Source organism: Lysinibacillus sp. NPDC093197 (genome assembly GCF_044754025.1).
In the GTDB taxonomy this organism is placed as follows: domain Bacteria; phylum Bacillota; class Bacilli; order Bacillales_A; family Planococcaceae; genus Lysinibacillus.
Window position 1 is genome coordinate 313865 of sequence record NZ_JBIVOH010000005.1, and the last position, 17296, is coordinate 331160.

The window sequence follows — 17296 nt, forward strand, 5'->3', positions numbered from 1 at the left end:
CCTTATACAAAATAAATTTCAATTATTACAGCTGATGTTGATGTTCTCTTTCCCATTTCTGTTGGTGTGCTTTTAATGCATCGGCAGTAATTTTATCAGGGTCCTTTTGCTCAGAACGGTACCATTTTGTAAAGATAGCGCCGATTAAAACACCAAAAATAATCTCTTGTAATATTTTCATAAGAACACCACCAAGTTGCTGATCCGCAACAGGCGTCATATCTGTAAATAACTCTGGTCCAGATAAAGACAAGCCCGATAAAGTTGAGGCTGGTACACATAGCTCCATTGCTTTGAGCCAAGCTTCACCACTCGTATATGTTTCATACATAGCATTAGGCGCAAAAATGATTAAAGCACATGCAGGAGTAATTAAAACCGCATTGGCAATAATATACGCTAATTTATGCAAAGGTTTCATTTCAGCACTATCTGGTATTTTTTGAATTAGAGGCCAGTACATTAAAACAGCAGAAACAAATAATACAAATGTATAAGTACCGTGTAATGTTTCGTTTAATTTAATGTAGTCTAATACTGATGGTAAATGGTAGATAGAAAATAAACCTATAAAAACAAATATCGCAACCACTGGTAATGTTAACACTTTAAATAAAGGTTTGACAACAGGCGCTTCAATTGCAACTTTCCACACCCACCATGGAATACCCTTAATTAAGAAAATTGGCACAAGTAATAAAAGAATAGCCATTTGCACCATATGCATCGTAAACATAATATGGGCCATTAAATCAATCGGAGATCCTTTAATAATATAAATCGTAATCATTGCCAATACAAAATAAATTGCTTCACTTTTTTTCAATGGCTCACTAACTTTAAAATCTTTACGCCATTTCGTTGTCACTAAAAAGTAAATCGCTGTTATAAAAACGAGAACTCCTATTAAATACGGGCTCCATAAAGCTTGGAAACCAAATATACTAAGTGGCATACAATACGCGCTCCTTTAACTTTTTCCAGCATACATTCCTAACGCCTTAAGCGAGTGATGCACGCCAAAATGTTTTACTTATCTTAGAAACAAACATTTACAAAATAAAGTTACGCCTCTAGCGAATATCGTGTTTTTTTAAAAACGCTAGCACTATAAAAACAGGCACGATTAGACAGAGACAATAAAACTCAGTATCCCTATTATAAAACGCTTACAGCTATACTGCAATGAACGAACGGTGAACAATTTACCAGTACTACATTCTATTAGCAAAACAAAAAAAGCACGTCTCTGCGAAGAGCAGAGAACATGCCTTTTGGTGATTACCACCAAATAATTGTTAAAAATGCTAAGAAGAATGTAAATGCGATTAATACACCCATCCACATAAAGAATGCAATAACACCACCGAAGTGTGTTTTTTTATCTTCTAAGTGCATGAAAGCATAAAGTTGAAGAACAACTTGAACGCCAGCTAGCAATAGAACAAATGGTGCTATTAAGTATTTAGAAAAACCAGCTGCAACTACAGCGAACGCGATAAACGTAAAGAAAATCATGATCGCAAAGTTGATTACTTGTTTACGCATATGAACGGCATTATGATGACGATCATATTCGAATTGCGCTTGAGACTTAGCAACTACAGGTGTATCATGTGATGACATATTATCCGATCACTCCCATCAAGTATACTACTGTAAAGATAAATACCCAAACAACGTCGATAAAGTGCCAGTATAATGCAGCCACAAAGAATTTAGGCGCATTGTACAAGTTAAGTCCACGTTTAGCGTTACGGATAAGTAATGTTGTAATCCATACTAAACCTAAAGTTACGTGGAAACCGTGTGTACCTACTAGCGTATAGAACGAAGTTGCGAATGCAGATTGGTTAAAAGTGAAACCAAGGTGCACATAGTGTTGGAACTCATAAATTTCTAGGGCAAGGAAGCCAAGACCTAAAAGTAACGTGATTGCTAACCAAGTTTGCATACCTTTGTAATTAAAGTTACGCATATGGTAAATCGCATACACAGAAGTCAGTGAAGACGTTAATAGTAACATCGTCATTGCAAATGCTAACGGTAATTCAAATAAACCTTGTGTTGTGAACTCCATGCCAGCTGGCCCTTTGTTCTTAAGTGCTAAGTAAGTTGCAAATAAACTTGCGAAAAGTACAACTTCACAGGCAAGGAAAATCCAGAAACCAACGACTTTATTTTTACCTTCCATCGTTGCTTGTTCAGGATGATCTGGCCAAGTATGAGGAGTAAATTTAGTATTGATATCCATTATTTATTTCCTCCTTTACCGTAAAGTTGTTCTTCAATTTCAATAATGTCTTCTTTGTGTAAGTGGAAGCCGTGATCGTCCTTAACAGAACGGAAAATCATAGCACCAAATGTAATAGCAAGACCAATAATTAATACATAAATTGACCATGGTTTATCTGCATCTGGATTATAAAGAGCACCGAATGCTGCGATAAACATACCTAAAGAAATAACGAATGGTATTGCAGAGTTGTTTGGCATATGAATATCACCTAATGGCTCAGCAAATGTAACATCTTTATTACCTTCTTGCTTTTCGATCCACCATGGATCTAGACCACGAACAAGTGGTGTTTGACGGAAGTTATAGAATGGAATTGGTTGTGGAATTGACCATTCTAAAGTACGTCCATCGCCCCATGGATCGCGACCTGCCGGTTTACCTTTGATAGACATTAAGCAGTTAATTACCATTAAGATAACCCCTACACCCATCATCAATGCACCGATTGTAGAAATATAGTTGAACTGATCCCAACCTTGACCTTCCATGTAAGTGAATACGCGACGTGGCATACCCATTAAACCTAAGAAGTGTTGTACGAAGAATGTTAAATGGAATCCGATAAAGAATACCCAGAAAGTCAATTTACCAAGCGCTTCGTTTAACATACGGTTGAAGAAAATTGGCCAGTAGAAGTGCGCTGAACCGAATAAAGCAGTTACGATACCACCTACGATTACGTAGTGGAAGTGAGCAACGATAAAGTAAGAATCGTGTAATTGGTAGTCAAGTGGAGCAGATGCTTGCATTACCCCAGTAACACCACCCGCAACGAATGACGGGATAAAACCAAGTGCATAAAGCATTGGTGTAGTAACTTTAATAGATCCGCCCCAAATAGTTAAGATCCAGTTGAATACTTTCATACCTGTTGGAACGGCAATTGCCATTGTTGCAACAGCGAAAATTGCGTTCGCAGTTGGCCCAAGACCAGTTGTGAACATGTGGTGAGCCCAAACCATGAAGCCTAGGAAACCAATTAAAATTGTTGCGAATACCATTGAAGAGTATCCGAATAGACGCTTACGAGAGAATGCTGGGATAATCTCCGAGAATAAACCGAAAGCAGGTAATACTAAAATATAAACTTCTGGGTGTCCGAAGATCCAGAATAAGTGTTCCCAAATTACTGTGTTACCACCCATTGTATGGTCAAAGAAGTTACCACCGAACATACGGTCAAATAACATCATTAATAAACCAATAGTTAATGGAGGGAATGCGAATAAGATTAATGCACTTGATACTAGAGCAGTCCAAGTGAATAATGGCATACGCATAAATGTCATACCAGGAGCACGCATAGTAATAATCGTTACGATAAAGTTAAGACCTGAAATTAACGTACCCGCCCCTGAAATTTGTAAACCAAGTACATAGAAGTCGATACCATGTCCTGGAGAATATAAAGATAATGATGCATAAGATGTCCAGCCCGCATCAGGTGCGCCACCCATAAAGAATGATAGGTGAAGGAATACAGCACCTAGGAAGAACAACCAGAACCCTAAAGAGTTAAGGAACGGGAATGCAACGTCACGTGCACCAATTTGTAATGGTACAAGCATGTTCATAAATGCGAATAGTAATGGAGTCGCGGCAAGGAATAACATTGTCGTTCCGTGCATCGTTAATAATTCATTGAAAAAACCAGCTGAAACGAAATCGTTATTTGGTTTCATTAACTGAATACGCATTAATAACGCTTCAAAACCAGCGATAGCGAAGAACAATGTACCGGCTAATAAATACATTACAGCTAACTTTTTATGGTCAACAGTTGTAATGTAATCCCAGACAGCTGCTCCAAAGCCCTTTTTCTGTGTATATGAGCTCACAACTTTTACCTCCCTCAAAGTTTGTTACATAAAACGAAAAATTATTTCTCTACTGATAAGCCCATGATGTAAGTTGCAAGAGCTTGAATTTCTTCTTCAGATAAATCGCCATAGATTGGTGCAGTACCATCTGGATTCATCATTAAGTTACCTGGTTTAAAATCACCTGGGTTTTTAATCCATGCTTGTACGTTTTCTTCAGTATGTTCTAAGAAACCTGCAACACGGTTACGGTCACCGAATGTAGTTAAGTTAGGACCTACTCCACCAGTACCACCTACGCCAGATACAGCGTGACAAGCTAAACAGCTGTTAGCAAATGTAGCTTCACCAAGATCAGTTGAATCTTTTGAAGCAGTTTGTCCTTCAGTTGCTTTCATGCTAGCTACCCAAGCATCGAATGCATCTGGGCTAACTGTTTTTACCTTAAAGTCCATTAGTGCGTGTGAAGGGCCACATAGCTCAGCACATTTACCATAGAATACGCCATCTTTAAGATCTGCTGATTCTTTATCGAATACTAAATAGAATTTGTTTAAGTTCTCTACGTTAGTATCCATTTTACCGCCAATCGCGGGAATCCAGAATGAGTGCTTAACATCAGCAGCTTTTAAGTTAAAGTAAACTTTTTGACCTGTTGGTACAACTAATTCTTGTGCTGTTACAATCCCTTGGTTTGGATATTCAAACTCCCACCAGTATAGTTTTGCAGTTACATTTACTGTTAGGGCAGTTTTATTACCTTCAGCATCTACTTCGTCCATTGCAGCAACATCTGCAAATTTATAAGTAGCAGTAACAACCGGTACAGCTAAGATTAATAATAAAATAATTGGAATAACTGTCCAAATTACTTCAAGTGTGTGACTACCTTCCACTTGCTTAGGAATAACGTTTTCGCCTACTTTTGATCGGCGGAATTTTAAGAATGCAAGTAAATAGATTACAGATACTATTACTACAACTAACGTCATAATTCCAGTAGCCAACATTAATAGGTTAAATTGTTCTTTACCTACTTGACCAGACGGTTTCAGTGCAGAAATATACTCTTCACCACAACCAGAAAGGAAAACCATCATCACTGCTAGAAGTGAAAAAAGACGCCACTTTTTAAGCCCTTTCATCATAGCTTAATTAAACCCCTCTTTCTTTGTTGTATTTTCATGTGTACCTAGGACATTGGTTCTATCTATATGAATTCTTGTGAAAGAAAGAATTCCAAATTAGCTGAATACCGCAAATATTATGATAGCCACAAATAGTATGGTCATATGATTCAATGAATAAATAAACATTTTATTTGCCCACTTCATATCGTCTTTTGTGGTAAAGCCCTTTAAAGCTAGTAATAACCAGCCTACGTTCAAAGTAGTCGCAAGCACTAAGAATCCAACTCCAAGCTCAGGTAAAAGGAACGGTAGCGGTAATAATAAAAGAATCCAGAAAAACATTGAGTACTTCGTTCGTTTAAAACCTTTTACAACTGGTAGCATTGGAATATTAGCTGCACGATATTCTTCAGTACGTTTCATAGCAAGCGCATAAAAATGCGGTGGCTGCCATACAAACATGATAAGAAATAGGGCAAGTGCTCCTGGGCCAAGTGCAGGTTCAACTGCTGCAAAACCAATTACAGGTGGAATCGCCCCAGAAATACTTCCAACAATCGTGTTACTAACATGCTTCCTCTTTGACCACATTGAATATAGAACAACATAAGCGAATATTCCAACTAGTCCCCACATGCCGGCCGCAAATGATGCCGTAAATAACAAAATTTCACCTACAATTAAAAATGAGAGGGCAATAGTCAATACAAAGTTCAGCTTAAATCTACCTGTCACTGTCGGTCTTGACTTTGTGCGTTTCATTATAGGGTCAATATCTCGATCAATGAAATTATTCATTGCACCAGAACCGCCAATAATTAATGCAGCACCAAGCATGATACAAACTATAACATCAAGCTCTTGCAAGAAATGTCTACCAGTAAATTGAAATGCTAGCCACATCCCTGTAAACGTTGTGACAAGATTCGAGTTAACGATTCCAATTTTTATCAGTGCTAAGAAATCTTTTACAACGGATGAAGTTCCTGGATTAGTATTTCTAGTAGCTGAAAACGTACGACCGTTTGACATGTTACCTCTCCTTTCATTTTTGTAAGCATATTCCGCTAACAATAACTATAGCGAAATTTGCGATTGATTTCTAGACGTTTAGTGAAATTTAGATGAAGTTGTAAAAATTAGCTTTGTCTAGAAATATAATTAAAAACAACATATCTATAGTAAATCATTTTCTAAAATGAATTGTGAAGGTTAAAGCACGAAATTATGAACAATTTGTGAAATGGAATCAACATCTAAAACTACCTACTCCTTACAAGTTGTTTTTTAAACGTATTTTAGATATCATCTAGTAGCAGAAACATTACTTTCATGTAATATTGATAGATAAAGTAGGTGACTCATTTTATGCAACACAACAGGTATATGAAGTGGTTTGCTGTTGCCGCTACAGTGGGAATGCTCCTTATTTTACTAGGCGGGGCACTCGTTACTAAAACAGATAGTGGCTTAGGCTGCGGTAGAAACTGGCCGGATTGTAATGGATCTCTTATCCCAAAAGAAATTACAACAGAAGTATTAATCGAATTCTCGCATCGTCTTGTTACAGGAGTCGTATCAATTTCAATTCTTGTCTTAACAATTTGGACATGGCGGAAACTTGGGCATATTCGTGAAGTAAAATTTTTAGGTTTTTTATCGATGTTCTTCTTAATCGCACAGGCACTAATTGGAGCAGCTCAAGTATTATGGGGACAAGGAGACTTCATTCTAGCACTTCACTTTGGAATCTCACTTATTTCTTTTGCTGCCGTTCTTATTCTTTCTATGATTGTATTTGAAGTTGATCGAAAGTTTGATGCAGATAACGTATTTATTGGGAAAAAACTACGTTGGCATACAATTGCTGTCACAATTTATTCTTATTTGGTCGTTTATACAGGGGCACTCGTTCGACATACAGATTCTAGTTTAGTATGCCCAGACTGGCCATTTTGCTACAACGAAACACCGTTTGCCTCACCAAACAATATGTACGAATGGGTACAAATGGGACATCGACTTGCAGCTATCATTATTTTCATTTGGATTACATACATAACTTGGCACGCTATAAAAGAATACAAACAACAACGTGTTATTTATTATGGCTGGATTACCGCTTTCATCATAGTTATATTACAAGTTTTAGCTGGTATGTCAGTAGTCCTTACTAGATTGAATTTAACAGTAGCTTTATTGCATTCATTGTTCATTTCACTTTTATTTGGTCTCCTTTGTTACATGATTATGCTTGTAGCACGTAGCAATTATAATGAAAAAAATAAATAATTTTAGAAAAGGATTCGGCTCTGTCGAGTCTTTTTTTTCATTTACCCCACTTACTCCTCATCCAAAATTAAATAACCCACATGCACGAACTTTGCTAAGAAACAGCTAATTTATATTACTTTTTTGATACGAAGGGAAAGACTAATTGTTTACTTCGATTATAAAATCTTCGATAAGAAATTGGACATAATACAACAACAGCATCAGCAAACAATAAACCGCTTATACCTTAAGTCAAAAAAAGTGAATTTCTACTATTATAATAGTGAAATATTTTTTACTATTAAAACTATTTTTATAGGGTTTTGTACTATATTATTTCTTGAGCACTTCCTACTATTCTTTTTTATAAGAAAAAAGGTTATTAGTATGCAATAGCAGCAAACTAATAACCTTCTTCTATCATTAATTATTCAATTTCAATTAATAAATCGCCTGTTGAAATGGCATCGCCCGCAATTGCATAGACCTCTTTCACTATACCGTCTTTTGGTGCTTGTACAGTTGTTTCCATTTTCATAGCTTCGGTAATTAACAAGTGGTCACCACGTTTTACTGGACTGCCCTTTGATACTACGACCTTCAGAACAGTACCTGGCATTGTCGCCCCAATTTGATTTGGATTGCTTGGGTCAGCCTTCAGTGCTATACTGCCGTCCACTTCTACTGTCATGTCTTGAATGACAAGCTCTCGTGATTGACCATTTAACTCGAAGTACATAACACGTGTACCATCATGCTGTGGCTCACCAATCGATACAAGTTTAATAATTAACGTTTTACCTTTTTCAATTTCTACTTCAATTTCTTCGCCTAGCTTTAATCCGTATAAGAACGTAGGTGTGTCTAAAACTGAAATATTCCCAAATGATTCTACAGTTTTAGCATACTCTTCAAATACTTTCGGGTACAGTGCATAGGCAAGTATGTCCTTCTTAGTAACAGGACGATTTAATTTGTCCGCCAATACTTCCTCTAGCTGTTCAAAGTTAACTGGCTGTAACAGCTCACCTGGACGAACAGTAATTGGCTCACGCTCTTTCAATACTACTTTTTGAAGCTCCTCAGGGAAGCCGCCGTGTGGTTGCCCTATATATCCTTGGAATAATTCGATAACTGAATCTGGGAAATCAATTGTTTGCCCTCTTGAAATAACCGTTTCTTCATTCAAATCATTTTGCACCATGAATAAAGCCATATCACCAACCACCTTCGATGATGGTGTTACTTTCACGATGTCTCCAAATAGTAAGTTTACACGTGAGTACATACGTTTTACTTCATCCCAACGATCGCCAAGTCCAACAGCCTTAGCTTGCTGCTGTAAGTTACTGTACTGTCCACCCGGCATTTCATGGACATAAATTTCAGAATGCGGACTGATCATGCCGCTTTCGAAATCTTTATAGTATTTACGAACATCCTCCCAGTAATATGAAAGCTTTTCAAGCGATTCAATATCGGCACGAATTTCACGTTGACTACCCTTCATCGCATAGTACAGTGAGTTTGCACTTGGCTGTGACGTTAAGCCTGCCATTGCTCCGAGTGCTGTATCTAAAATATCTACCCCTGCTTCAATCGCTTTTGCATATAAATAAATACCATTGCCACTTGTATCATGCGTGTGCAAATGAATAGGTAGGCTTGTCGCTTCTTTTAACTCCGAAATTAAGCGATATGCAGCTTCCGGCTTCAATAGCCCAGCCATATCCTTAATCGCTAAAATATGGGCTCCTGACGCCTCTAAAGACTTCGCCATATCTTTGTAGTACTGCACAGAGTATTTCGCACGACCATCATCTAAAATATCTCCTGTGTAGCAAATCGCAGCTTCAGCAATTTTTCCTGCATCTCTTGCCGCATCAATCGCTACTTCCATACCTTTAATCCAGTTTAAGCTATCGAAAATTCGGAATACATCAATGCCAGATGCAGCTGACTCCGCGATAAACTCACGAATTAAATTATCTGGATAGTTCGTATAACCTACAGCGTTTGCCCCGCGTAGCAACATTTGGAATAGTACATTTGGTATTTGCGCTCGTAGCTTCGCTAAACGCTCCCATGGATCTTCTTTTAAAAAGCGGTATGCTACATCAAACGTTGCGCCTCCCCACATTTCTAGCGAGAAGAAGTTATGCATCATACGTGCTGTTTCATCTGCAATTTGGTACATATCTTGAGAACGTACACGTGTGGCCAGTAAGGATTGATGTGCATCACGGAACGTTGTATCCGTTAATAATACATCTTGCTGTTCTAAAATCCATTTTGTCAGCCCATCTGCACCATGTTCATCTAAAATTTGTTTTGTACCTGACAGTGGCTGTCCATTCAAGTCTACTAGTGGCTTAATAGGCTGAGCAAAAATTGGCTTCGCCTTATTTTCCACCCCTGGGAAACCATTTAACGTCACATTACCGATATAGCTTAGCAGTTTTGTTCCGCGGTCTTGGCGCACAGGGAAGTTAAACAATTCAGGCGTTGTATCGATAAAGCTTGTATCAAACGTGCCTTCTATAAAATTTTTATGTGTTACTACATTATTTAAAAACGGAATATTTGTTTTTACCCCTCGAATACGGAATTCTTTTAAATTTCGGTCCATTTTCGCAGCGGCTTCTTTAAACGTCATACCGGAAGTTGAAATTTTTACGAGCAACGAATCATAGTACGGTGTTACAACGGCACCTTGGAAGCCATTACCGGCATCTAAACGAACGCCAAAACCACCACTTGAACGATATACCATTAACTTTCCTGTATCCGGCATAAAGTCATTAGCTGGGTCTTCTGTTGTAACACGCGATTGGATTGCATAACCAATCATCGGAATATCCGCTTGTTGTGGAATATGAATTTCCTCGCTATGCAAGCCGTAGCCCGCAGCTACTTTAATTTGAGCATGTACAATATCGATACCTGTAATCATTTCCGTAATAGTATGTTCTACTTGAATGCGAGGGTTAACCTCGATGAAATAGAAATCATCGCCTGCAACTAAAAATTCCACTGTCCCTGCATTTATGTACGAGACATTTTCCATTAGCTGAACCGCAGCATCACAAATTTTATTTCTTAAATTTTCTGAAATCGAATTCGATGGTGCAATTTCTACAACCTTCTGATGACGGCGTTGAATAGAGCAATCACGCTCATATAAATGCACAATATTGCCCATTTTATCGCCTATAATTTGAACTTCAATATGCTTTGGTTGGAGAATGCACTTTTCTACATATACTTCATCCGAACCAAAAGCTGCTTTTGCCTCTGATTTGGCACGTTCATAAGCAGACGCAACGTCATCCTTTGTTTGTACAACACGCATTCCACGTCCACCGCCACCTAAAGAGGCTTTAATCATAAGCGGATAACCATATTGTTCACCAAAATCTTGTACTTCTTCTACAGAAGCAACTGGACCATCTGTACCTGGAATGACAGGGATATTTGCGTTAATAGCTTGTTCACGTGCTTTTACCTTATCACCAAACATATCTAAATGCTGCGAAGTTGGGCCAATGAATAAAATTCCCTCTTCCTCACAACGACGTGCAAAATCCACGTTTTCTGATAAAAAACCATACCCTGGATGAATCGCATCAACGCCTGCATCCTTAGCGATTGCAATGATGCCCTCAATATCTAAATACGCATCGATGGGCTTCTTGCCTGCCCCTACTAAATAAGCCTCATCTGCTTTAAAGCGATGGAATGCCCCACTGTCTTCACGTGAATATATAGCGACAGTGTTAATGTTGAGCTCCGTACACGCACGGAAAATTCGAATTGCAATTTCTCCCCGATTGGCTACAAGGATTTTGTTGATTGATTCCATAGGTATCCCCCTTATGTTTGTGATTTCTTTCTTTCTACCCTTTCGAACATGGAAACATTGACCAATATTCCCATAGCTAAAGATAGCAAAATTATAGATGTCCCGCCATAACTAATGAAAGGCAGCGTGACACCGGTTAACGGGATTAACCCGGTTACACCCCCAAGATTAATAAACGATTGCCAAGCTATCCAGCTAGCAATACCTGCCGCTATCATACGTGCTAGCGGATCTTTTGTTCGTAATGCGATAGAAAAACCTTTATATACTATAAATCCTAAACCACCTAAGACGATTAACACGCCCCATATACCAAGTTCCTCCATCACTATTGCCATAATAAAATCGGTTTGTGGTTCAGGTAGATACCCTAATTTTTGAATAGATTGACCGAGCCCTCGACCTTCTAAACCACCACCGCCAATTGCATAATAACTATTGACAACTTGGTGACCTACCCCGTTTTCATAATCAAACGGATTAAAATAAGACTCGATACGTCCTTTACGGTTCCCTTTTAATAGTTCGCCCTTAAAGAGCCAAAGCATACCAAGAATGGCTGCACCAAATGCACCTAATACGCCAAAAAACTTCCAAAACGTTTTAAAAGGAATACCACTTGCCGCTACAACGGATACTGCAATGCCACATAAAATAATGACAGCACCTAAATCTGTTTCAAATGCCACACCAGCAACAACAAGAATCCATAGGAAAATTGGATAAAAGATTTCTGTTGGTTGTAGCTTTTCAAATGTATATTTTTGAGATTTTCGATAAAATGCTGCAGCAAAATATAAAATTATAAATAGTTTCGCATATTCAGAAGGCTGAAAATTCCCGAATCCCGGTACATGAATCCAACTTTGAGATCCTACTTCCTCTGCACCATTACCCGCTACTTTTACCCATGTAAAGAGAACGATTAATACTATCGTAAGTAACAACATAATATTCTTATTTGCATAATGCTTATAAGGGAAAAATGCTGCTACCAAAAAACCTAAAGACGCGACAGCTAAATTAATTAGTTGTTTTTGATAAAAATAATCAGGTGCTTGTTCCTTTTGTACAATTGCAACCATCATACTCGAACTATAAATCATCACTAACCCAAATAAACTTAACAACAAGACAGTAAAAAATAATGGATAATCAAAATTTTGAGCATATCGTTTTAAGTATTGTTTCATTGGAAAACCTCGTTCTAGTAAAAAAACTCAAATCGCAAGCAGCGTTTGAGTTTTTTCTTTTTATTTGTCTGTATACGCGTCATGTAGTACAGAAAGTTCTTTCTCGAGTGAATCGAGAATTGCTTTGCCTTTATCGCGTTCAATAAGTCCAAGCTTCACAGCAAAGTCAATTTCACGTGAAAGGCCGAACATTTGTGTATCTAATACTTCTTCATATAAAGGGCATTGTGGCATCGTTAAATGATCCATTTGTACTCGAATGAGGCGAGCAATTTTATCTGCATCAGCTACTAAAAGCTCCAAAGCCTTCTCTTGAAAGGAAGTTTGTGATTTCGTATCCATGAGGACGCCCCCATTATCTGATATTTCTTCGATTCTATCTTAATAAAGTTTATCTTTTAGTCGATAAAAATGCAAGTGTCTTCGTAGGAAAATAAAGAATCCAAATTATATTTCTTTATTATCTCCTTGCATTAGCGTTATACTAATTCATGGATATACAAGATTTGAGGAGGATTTCTATTATGGAAACAATTATTCCTATCAAGGGTGCAGTTTCGTATCAGCTTACATTAGATCCAACTGTTTGGATTTTTGACGATCGTAAACTAGACTTAAATACGTACTTCCAAGCAAGAGAAGTAGAGGAAGATGCGGATACAAAATATATGCGTGAAGTCGGTGCTCACTGGTCACGCGAAATTATGGAAGGTGCTACTTTCCCACCAACTTTAAAATCAGAACGAAAATTCGATCGTAAAGGGATGGAAACAGGTACATTCGGTATCGAATTAAGTCATTTCTTGAAAAATGCTGAACTTAAACCAGAGGCGACAAAAATCGTCATTGAATGCAAAGACAGCGAAGAACATGCATTTACAATTGCAGAAGCACAGACATTAATTTTTAAATACAGCCAGGATGGCAAACCTTTATCAGAAGATGGCCCTGTCCATATATTATTTGGAGACGGCTCAAATGTTGACAACCCTATCAAAAATGTATTAGCCGTTCGTGCGGAATAGGGAGGGAATGCGATGCGCGTAAAATGTGTCATTTGCGATACTATTAACCAGTTAGATGATGATTTACCGTTAGCAAAAAAACTACGTAATCGCCCAATTCATACGTATATGTGCGACACATGCCACGATCGTATTAAAGAAAATACGGTGACGAGAATTGAAACGGGTAACTTCCGTTTTTATCGTACCTCACCACAAATGGATAAAGAATTTTAATAAGTGCCATTTAAAGTGCCAGGCACTCAAACAATTCTGAATTCTTTGCCCGTACGGTATTTTAATAACAAGTAAAAATCCACTTAGACTCCTGCGGGAACGCACACTACGTAAGACGCAACAATCCGCGCGTTAGCGACGGTCAAGGCTTACGCTGTGCCCGCTGAAAGCGCACGCCTGGAGCGGAAATTAACAGCACAAAACGCAAAACCTTATGAAAACAGGTTTTGCGTTTTTTAATTATCCATTATTTTTAATAATCACTTTTTCGATCAATTCGACAACTTGATACATGATTGTCGCAAAGAAAGCGATAATGAGCAGTGACATAAGGACAAGATTAAAGTTAAATACTTGGAAGCCATAAATGATTAAATAGCCAAGTCCCTTTGAAGCAACTAAAAACTCACCGACAATAACACCTACCCACGATAATCCAACATTCACTTTTAAAGTCGAAATAATTGTTGGAAATGATGCGGGCAAAATAACCTCTTTGAAAGTTTGCCAACGAGTCGCTCCAAAAGTTTGCAATACTTTACTATAATTTGGGTCAACACCTTTAAAGGCGGTGTAAACTACAATTGTTGTAATAATGATTGAAATTAGTGCACCCATTGCTATAATCGAAAAATATCCTGGGCCAAGCGCTACAATTAAAATCGGTCCTAACGCTACTTTCGGCATTGCATTTAAAATAACTAAATATGGATCAAGTATTTTTGATAACATCGGAGACCACCATAGAAGAGTTGCAATCAAAGTCCCTAATAATGTACCTGCAATAAAGCCGATAACTGTTTCCATTAACGTCACACCAACATGTAATGTTAGCGAGCCGTCACTTACTTTTTCAATGAACGTATGCCATACATTTGTGGGCGAGCTAAAGATTAAACGATCAATCCATTCAAGCCTTGATAGTAACTCCCACCCTCCAAAAAAGACGATCAAAATAATTATTTGATATAATCGAACAAAGCGTTTTTCCTTTTTTAGCAATTGTTGATACTGTTTAAACAATGTGTTATCCAAGGCTCTCCAGCTCCTTCCAAATCGTTTGGAATACTTCTGTATATGCTGGATGCTGCCTTACATCGAACGGGGATAGCTGTTGTAACGCAGAAGGTATTTCAAACACTTTGTGTAACGTACCAGGATTGGCTGAGAAGAGAAAAACTCGTTCACTCATCGCAATTGCCTCACCAATATCATGTGTGACAAGAATCGCGGTTTTTTGATAGGCCTTTAATGTTTCGACAACTAAGTCCTCAAGCTTTAATTTAGATTGATAATCAAGTGCTGAGAACGGCTCATCTAGCAGTAAAATTTTCGGATTAACTGCCAATGTCCTTGCTAGTGCAACGCGTTGACGCATTCCTCCTGACAATTCTCTCGGATAATAACTTCCGACATGAGGTAAACCAACTTCTTGTAAGAGCGCATTTGCAGTTACTTTATGCGTCTTTTTATCCCGCTGCATTATTTTTAAACCAATTGTGACGTTATCCTCAATCGTTTTCCACGGAAATAAATAATCCTGCTGAAGCATATAGCCAATAAGCGATTGATTGTGTGGTGCGATGATTTCCCCATCAATAAATACCTTGCCCTCTGTTGCAGGAAACAACCCAGCAATAATAGACAATAAAGTCGTTTTCCCACAGCCACTTGGCCCTATAAAGGAAACAAATTCACCTTCACGAATATCTAGGTTAATGTCACGTAAAACTTCCTTCGCCTGCGTACTGGAGTAATAACTATGGTGAATATGTTCTAGTTTTAAAAAATCCATTTACTCCGCAGCCTTTTTTGCAAACTTCGTATTCACAAGGTCTTCATATTTTACTCGTTGAGGAAGTTCACCTGCTTCCTCCATTATTGTTTGTAAATTATCCCACTCTTCTTCATCCAAAATCGGATCTGTCGCGTAGGAGCCTTGTGATTTATAGCGCTCTACTACTGTTTCAATTAAAGAAACGTCTACATTTTCAAAGTATGGTTGAATTATTTTTGCCACTTCTGCTGAACTTTTTTCCTGTACAAAATCTTGTGCTTTTTTCAGCGCATTTGTAAAACCTTGCACTGTTTTAGCATCATCCTTTAAATAACTACTTTTTGCCATGAAGGATGTATATGGTAAATGACCTGATTCTGTACCAAATGATGCAACAATATAGCCCTTACCTTCTTTTTCAAATACACTTGCTGTCGGTTCAAACAGCTGTACATAATCCCCAGTCCCAGAAGCAAAGGCTGTAGCAATATTCGCAAAATCAATATTTTGAATAAGTGTCAAATCTTTCGTAGGATCAATACTATGCTTTTTTAGAACAAATTCGCCAGCCATTTGTGGCATTCCACCTTTGCGTTGCCCTAAAAATGTAGATCCTTTTAAATCATCCCATGAAAAATTCTCCATCTTTTCACGTGCTACTAAAAATGTGCCATCTGTCTGTGTTAATTGCGCAAAATTTTGAATCGGATCATTGGCACCTTGAGCAGTGACATAAATAGATGTCTCAGATCCAACCAAAGCAATATCAATACCATCAGATAGTAACGCTGTCATCGTTTTATCGCCACCAGCAATAGTTTGTAGCTCTACGGAAAGGCCTTCTTCTTCAAAGTACCCTTTTTCAAGCGCTACATATTGCGGCGCATAGAAAATCGAGCGCGTCACTTCTCCGACTTTTACTTTTTCTAGCTCAGCTTTATTACACGCTGCCAACGAAAGGAGCAACAAAGCAATACCACTAAATAACAAACCTTTTTTAAGCCAACGCATTCCATTTCCTCCTTGAATTGATAAATAGCCTATCGAGACTAACTTATTCACATACAAAGATTTCGGTGCCTACCATATTTAATAAAAATATAATGGAAAATAAACCCTTTTTAAATGCGCTATAATGAAGAATCTATTCAAACATACATATTTGTCCAAATTGTTTTCTGCCCTTTATTTGAAACTAGCAAACAACAATCGAACTATTTTATTAACGATAGAAAAAGAAAACAGCCTTAGCAAATAAATGCTAAGACTGTTTACGGTAAAGGAGCCAAGCTACTCTCATTGATTGGCAGCTTGTTGCTCTTCTCTTTTTTCTCGCCACATACGTGTTTTGTATACAATTAAAATTAACGCCGCTACGATGAGGCCTTCAATCATAGGTAGGAATAACGCGAAAAATGTCAACATAATACATCCCAAAAATAGGAACACATAAATGACAATATTTTGAGATAGCTTTAACTTTTTTGCAAAGCCTAATTTATAGACTATTGCAGAAAGTGCAAACACTAGAAGGAATACAACATAGCCTGCAACTTCATAGCTCGGTAAATTTTCATATAAAAATCTTGTTATACCAGCCATTCTTTCATAAACCTTTGTTGTTTCCTCCGCATTTACAGGTGTAGCAACTTGAATAACATTTAGTTCACCCAATAAAGCGGACTTTATATCCAAGACTC

Annotated in this window: 16 protein-coding genes; 3 read left to right on the forward strand and 13 right to left on the reverse strand. The window is 37.8% G+C overall.

Annotated elements, in window-relative coordinates; translation table 11 throughout:
• Positions 1-25 precede the first annotated feature (25 nt).
• The 6 genes from ctaG to cyoE all read right to left on the reverse strand — a co-directional run bounded on the left by ctaG (position 26) and on the right by cyoE (position 6281).
• On the reverse strand, positions 26-955 hold the full coding sequence (gene ctaG / locus ACIP9G_RS15530) for a cytochrome c oxidase assembly factor CtaG (protein ID WP_340826025.1): 930 nt from the start codon (positions 953-955) through the stop codon (positions 26-28).
• A 326-nt stretch (positions 956-1281) separates the two neighbouring features.
• Positions 1282-1626, reverse strand: coding sequence for a cytochrome C oxidase subunit IV family protein (locus tag ACIP9G_RS15535; RefSeq protein WP_340826026.1), 345 nt, complete (start codon positions 1624-1626; stop codon positions 1282-1284).
• A gap of 1 nt (position 1627) precedes the next feature.
• The gene (locus tag ACIP9G_RS15540) at positions 1628-2254 is read right to left on the reverse strand and encodes a cytochrome c oxidase subunit 3 (protein WP_340826027.1); all 627 of its coding nucleotides are present in this window, start codon (positions 2252-2254) and stop codon (positions 1628-1630) included.
• A complete protein-coding gene (gene ctaD / locus ACIP9G_RS15545; RefSeq protein WP_340826028.1) occupies positions 2254-4137 on the reverse strand; it encodes a cytochrome c oxidase subunit I in 1884 nt (627 codons plus the stop codon). The genes ACIP9G_RS15540 and ctaD overlap by 1 nt, the downstream gene beginning before the upstream one ends.
• 41 nt (positions 4138-4178) lie before the next feature.
• Positions 4179-5267 (reverse strand): cytochrome c oxidase subunit II, encoded by a 1089-nt coding sequence (coxB, locus tag ACIP9G_RS15550; protein WP_340826030.1) that lies wholly within the window; start codon positions 5265-5267, stop codon positions 4179-4181.
• 96 nt (positions 5268-5363) lie between these two features.
• Positions 5364-6281, reverse strand: coding sequence for a heme o synthase (gene cyoE / locus ACIP9G_RS15555; RefSeq protein ID WP_401020525.1), 918 nt, complete (start codon positions 6279-6281; stop codon positions 5364-5366).
• Positions 6282-6617: 336 nt separating this feature from the next.
• Here cyoE and ACIP9G_RS15560 point away from each other — a divergent pair, with 336 nt between their 5' ends.
• Positions 6618-7541, forward strand: a complete 924-nt coding sequence (locus tag ACIP9G_RS15560; protein ID WP_340826032.1) for a COX15/CtaA family protein — start codon at positions 6618-6620, stop codon at positions 7539-7541.
• A gap of 409 nt (positions 7542-7950) precedes the next feature.
• On the opposite strand, the gene pyc is transcribed toward ACIP9G_RS15560, so the two are convergent.
• Genes pyc through ACIP9G_RS15575 form a run of 3 tightly spaced genes read right to left on the reverse strand, consistent with a single transcriptional unit; the run spans position 7951 to position 12920 of the window.
• Positions 7951-11385, reverse strand: a complete 3435-nt coding sequence (gene pyc / locus ACIP9G_RS15565; RefSeq protein WP_401020527.1) for a pyruvate carboxylase — start codon at positions 11383-11385, stop codon at positions 7951-7953.
• Between the two features lie 11 nt (positions 11386-11396).
• The gene (locus ACIP9G_RS15570) at positions 11397-12578 is read right to left on the reverse strand and encodes an FtsW/RodA/SpoVE family cell cycle protein (RefSeq protein WP_401020529.1); all 1182 of its coding nucleotides are present in this window, start codon (positions 12576-12578) and stop codon (positions 11397-11399) included.
• A gap of 60 nt (positions 12579-12638) precedes the next feature.
• The gene (locus ACIP9G_RS15575; RefSeq protein WP_173477891.1) at positions 12639-12920 is read right to left on the reverse strand and encodes an Fpa/YlaN family protein; all 282 of its coding nucleotides are present in this window, start codon (positions 12918-12920) and stop codon (positions 12639-12641) included.
• A gap of 182 nt (positions 12921-13102) precedes the next feature.
• Between ACIP9G_RS15575 and ACIP9G_RS15580 the strand changes: the two genes are divergently transcribed.
• Together ACIP9G_RS15580 and ACIP9G_RS15585 are read left to right on the forward strand one after the other, a co-directional pair.
• Positions 13103-13603, forward strand: a complete 501-nt coding sequence (locus tag ACIP9G_RS15580) for a peptidyl-prolyl cis-trans isomerase (protein ID WP_340826036.1) — start codon at positions 13103-13105, stop codon at positions 13601-13603.
• A gap of 12 nt (positions 13604-13615) precedes the next feature.
• Positions 13616-13819 carry a YlaI family protein gene (locus tag ACIP9G_RS15585; protein ID WP_173477893.1) on the forward strand — a complete coding sequence of 68 codons (204 nt, stop codon included), beginning with the start codon at positions 13616-13618 and terminating at the stop codon, positions 13817-13819.
• Positions 13820-14059: 240 nt separating this feature from the next.
• On the opposite strand, the gene ACIP9G_RS15590 is transcribed toward ACIP9G_RS15585, so the two are convergent.
• The 4 genes from ACIP9G_RS15590 to ACIP9G_RS15605 form a co-directional block, all read right to left on the reverse strand.
• Entirely contained in the window at positions 14060-14854 is a 795-nt protein-coding gene (locus ACIP9G_RS15590) for an ABC transporter permease (RefSeq protein ID WP_401020531.1), read from the reverse strand.
• Complete coding sequence (locus ACIP9G_RS15595; RefSeq protein ID WP_401020534.1) at positions 14847-15614, reverse strand: ABC transporter ATP-binding protein; 768 nt, start codon at positions 15612-15614, stop codon at positions 14847-14849. Before ACIP9G_RS15595 ends, ACIP9G_RS15590 begins: the two co-directional genes overlap by 8 nt.
• On the reverse strand, positions 15615-16607 hold the full coding sequence (locus tag ACIP9G_RS15600) for an ABC transporter substrate-binding protein (protein WP_340826040.1): 993 nt from the start codon (positions 16605-16607) through the stop codon (positions 15615-15617).
• Between the two features lie 285 nt (positions 16608-16892).
• Positions 16893-17291, reverse strand: coding sequence for a YlaH-like family protein (locus ACIP9G_RS15605; protein WP_340826042.1), 399 nt, complete (start codon positions 17289-17291; stop codon positions 16893-16895).
• Between the last annotated feature and the right edge of the window lie 5 nt (positions 17292-17296).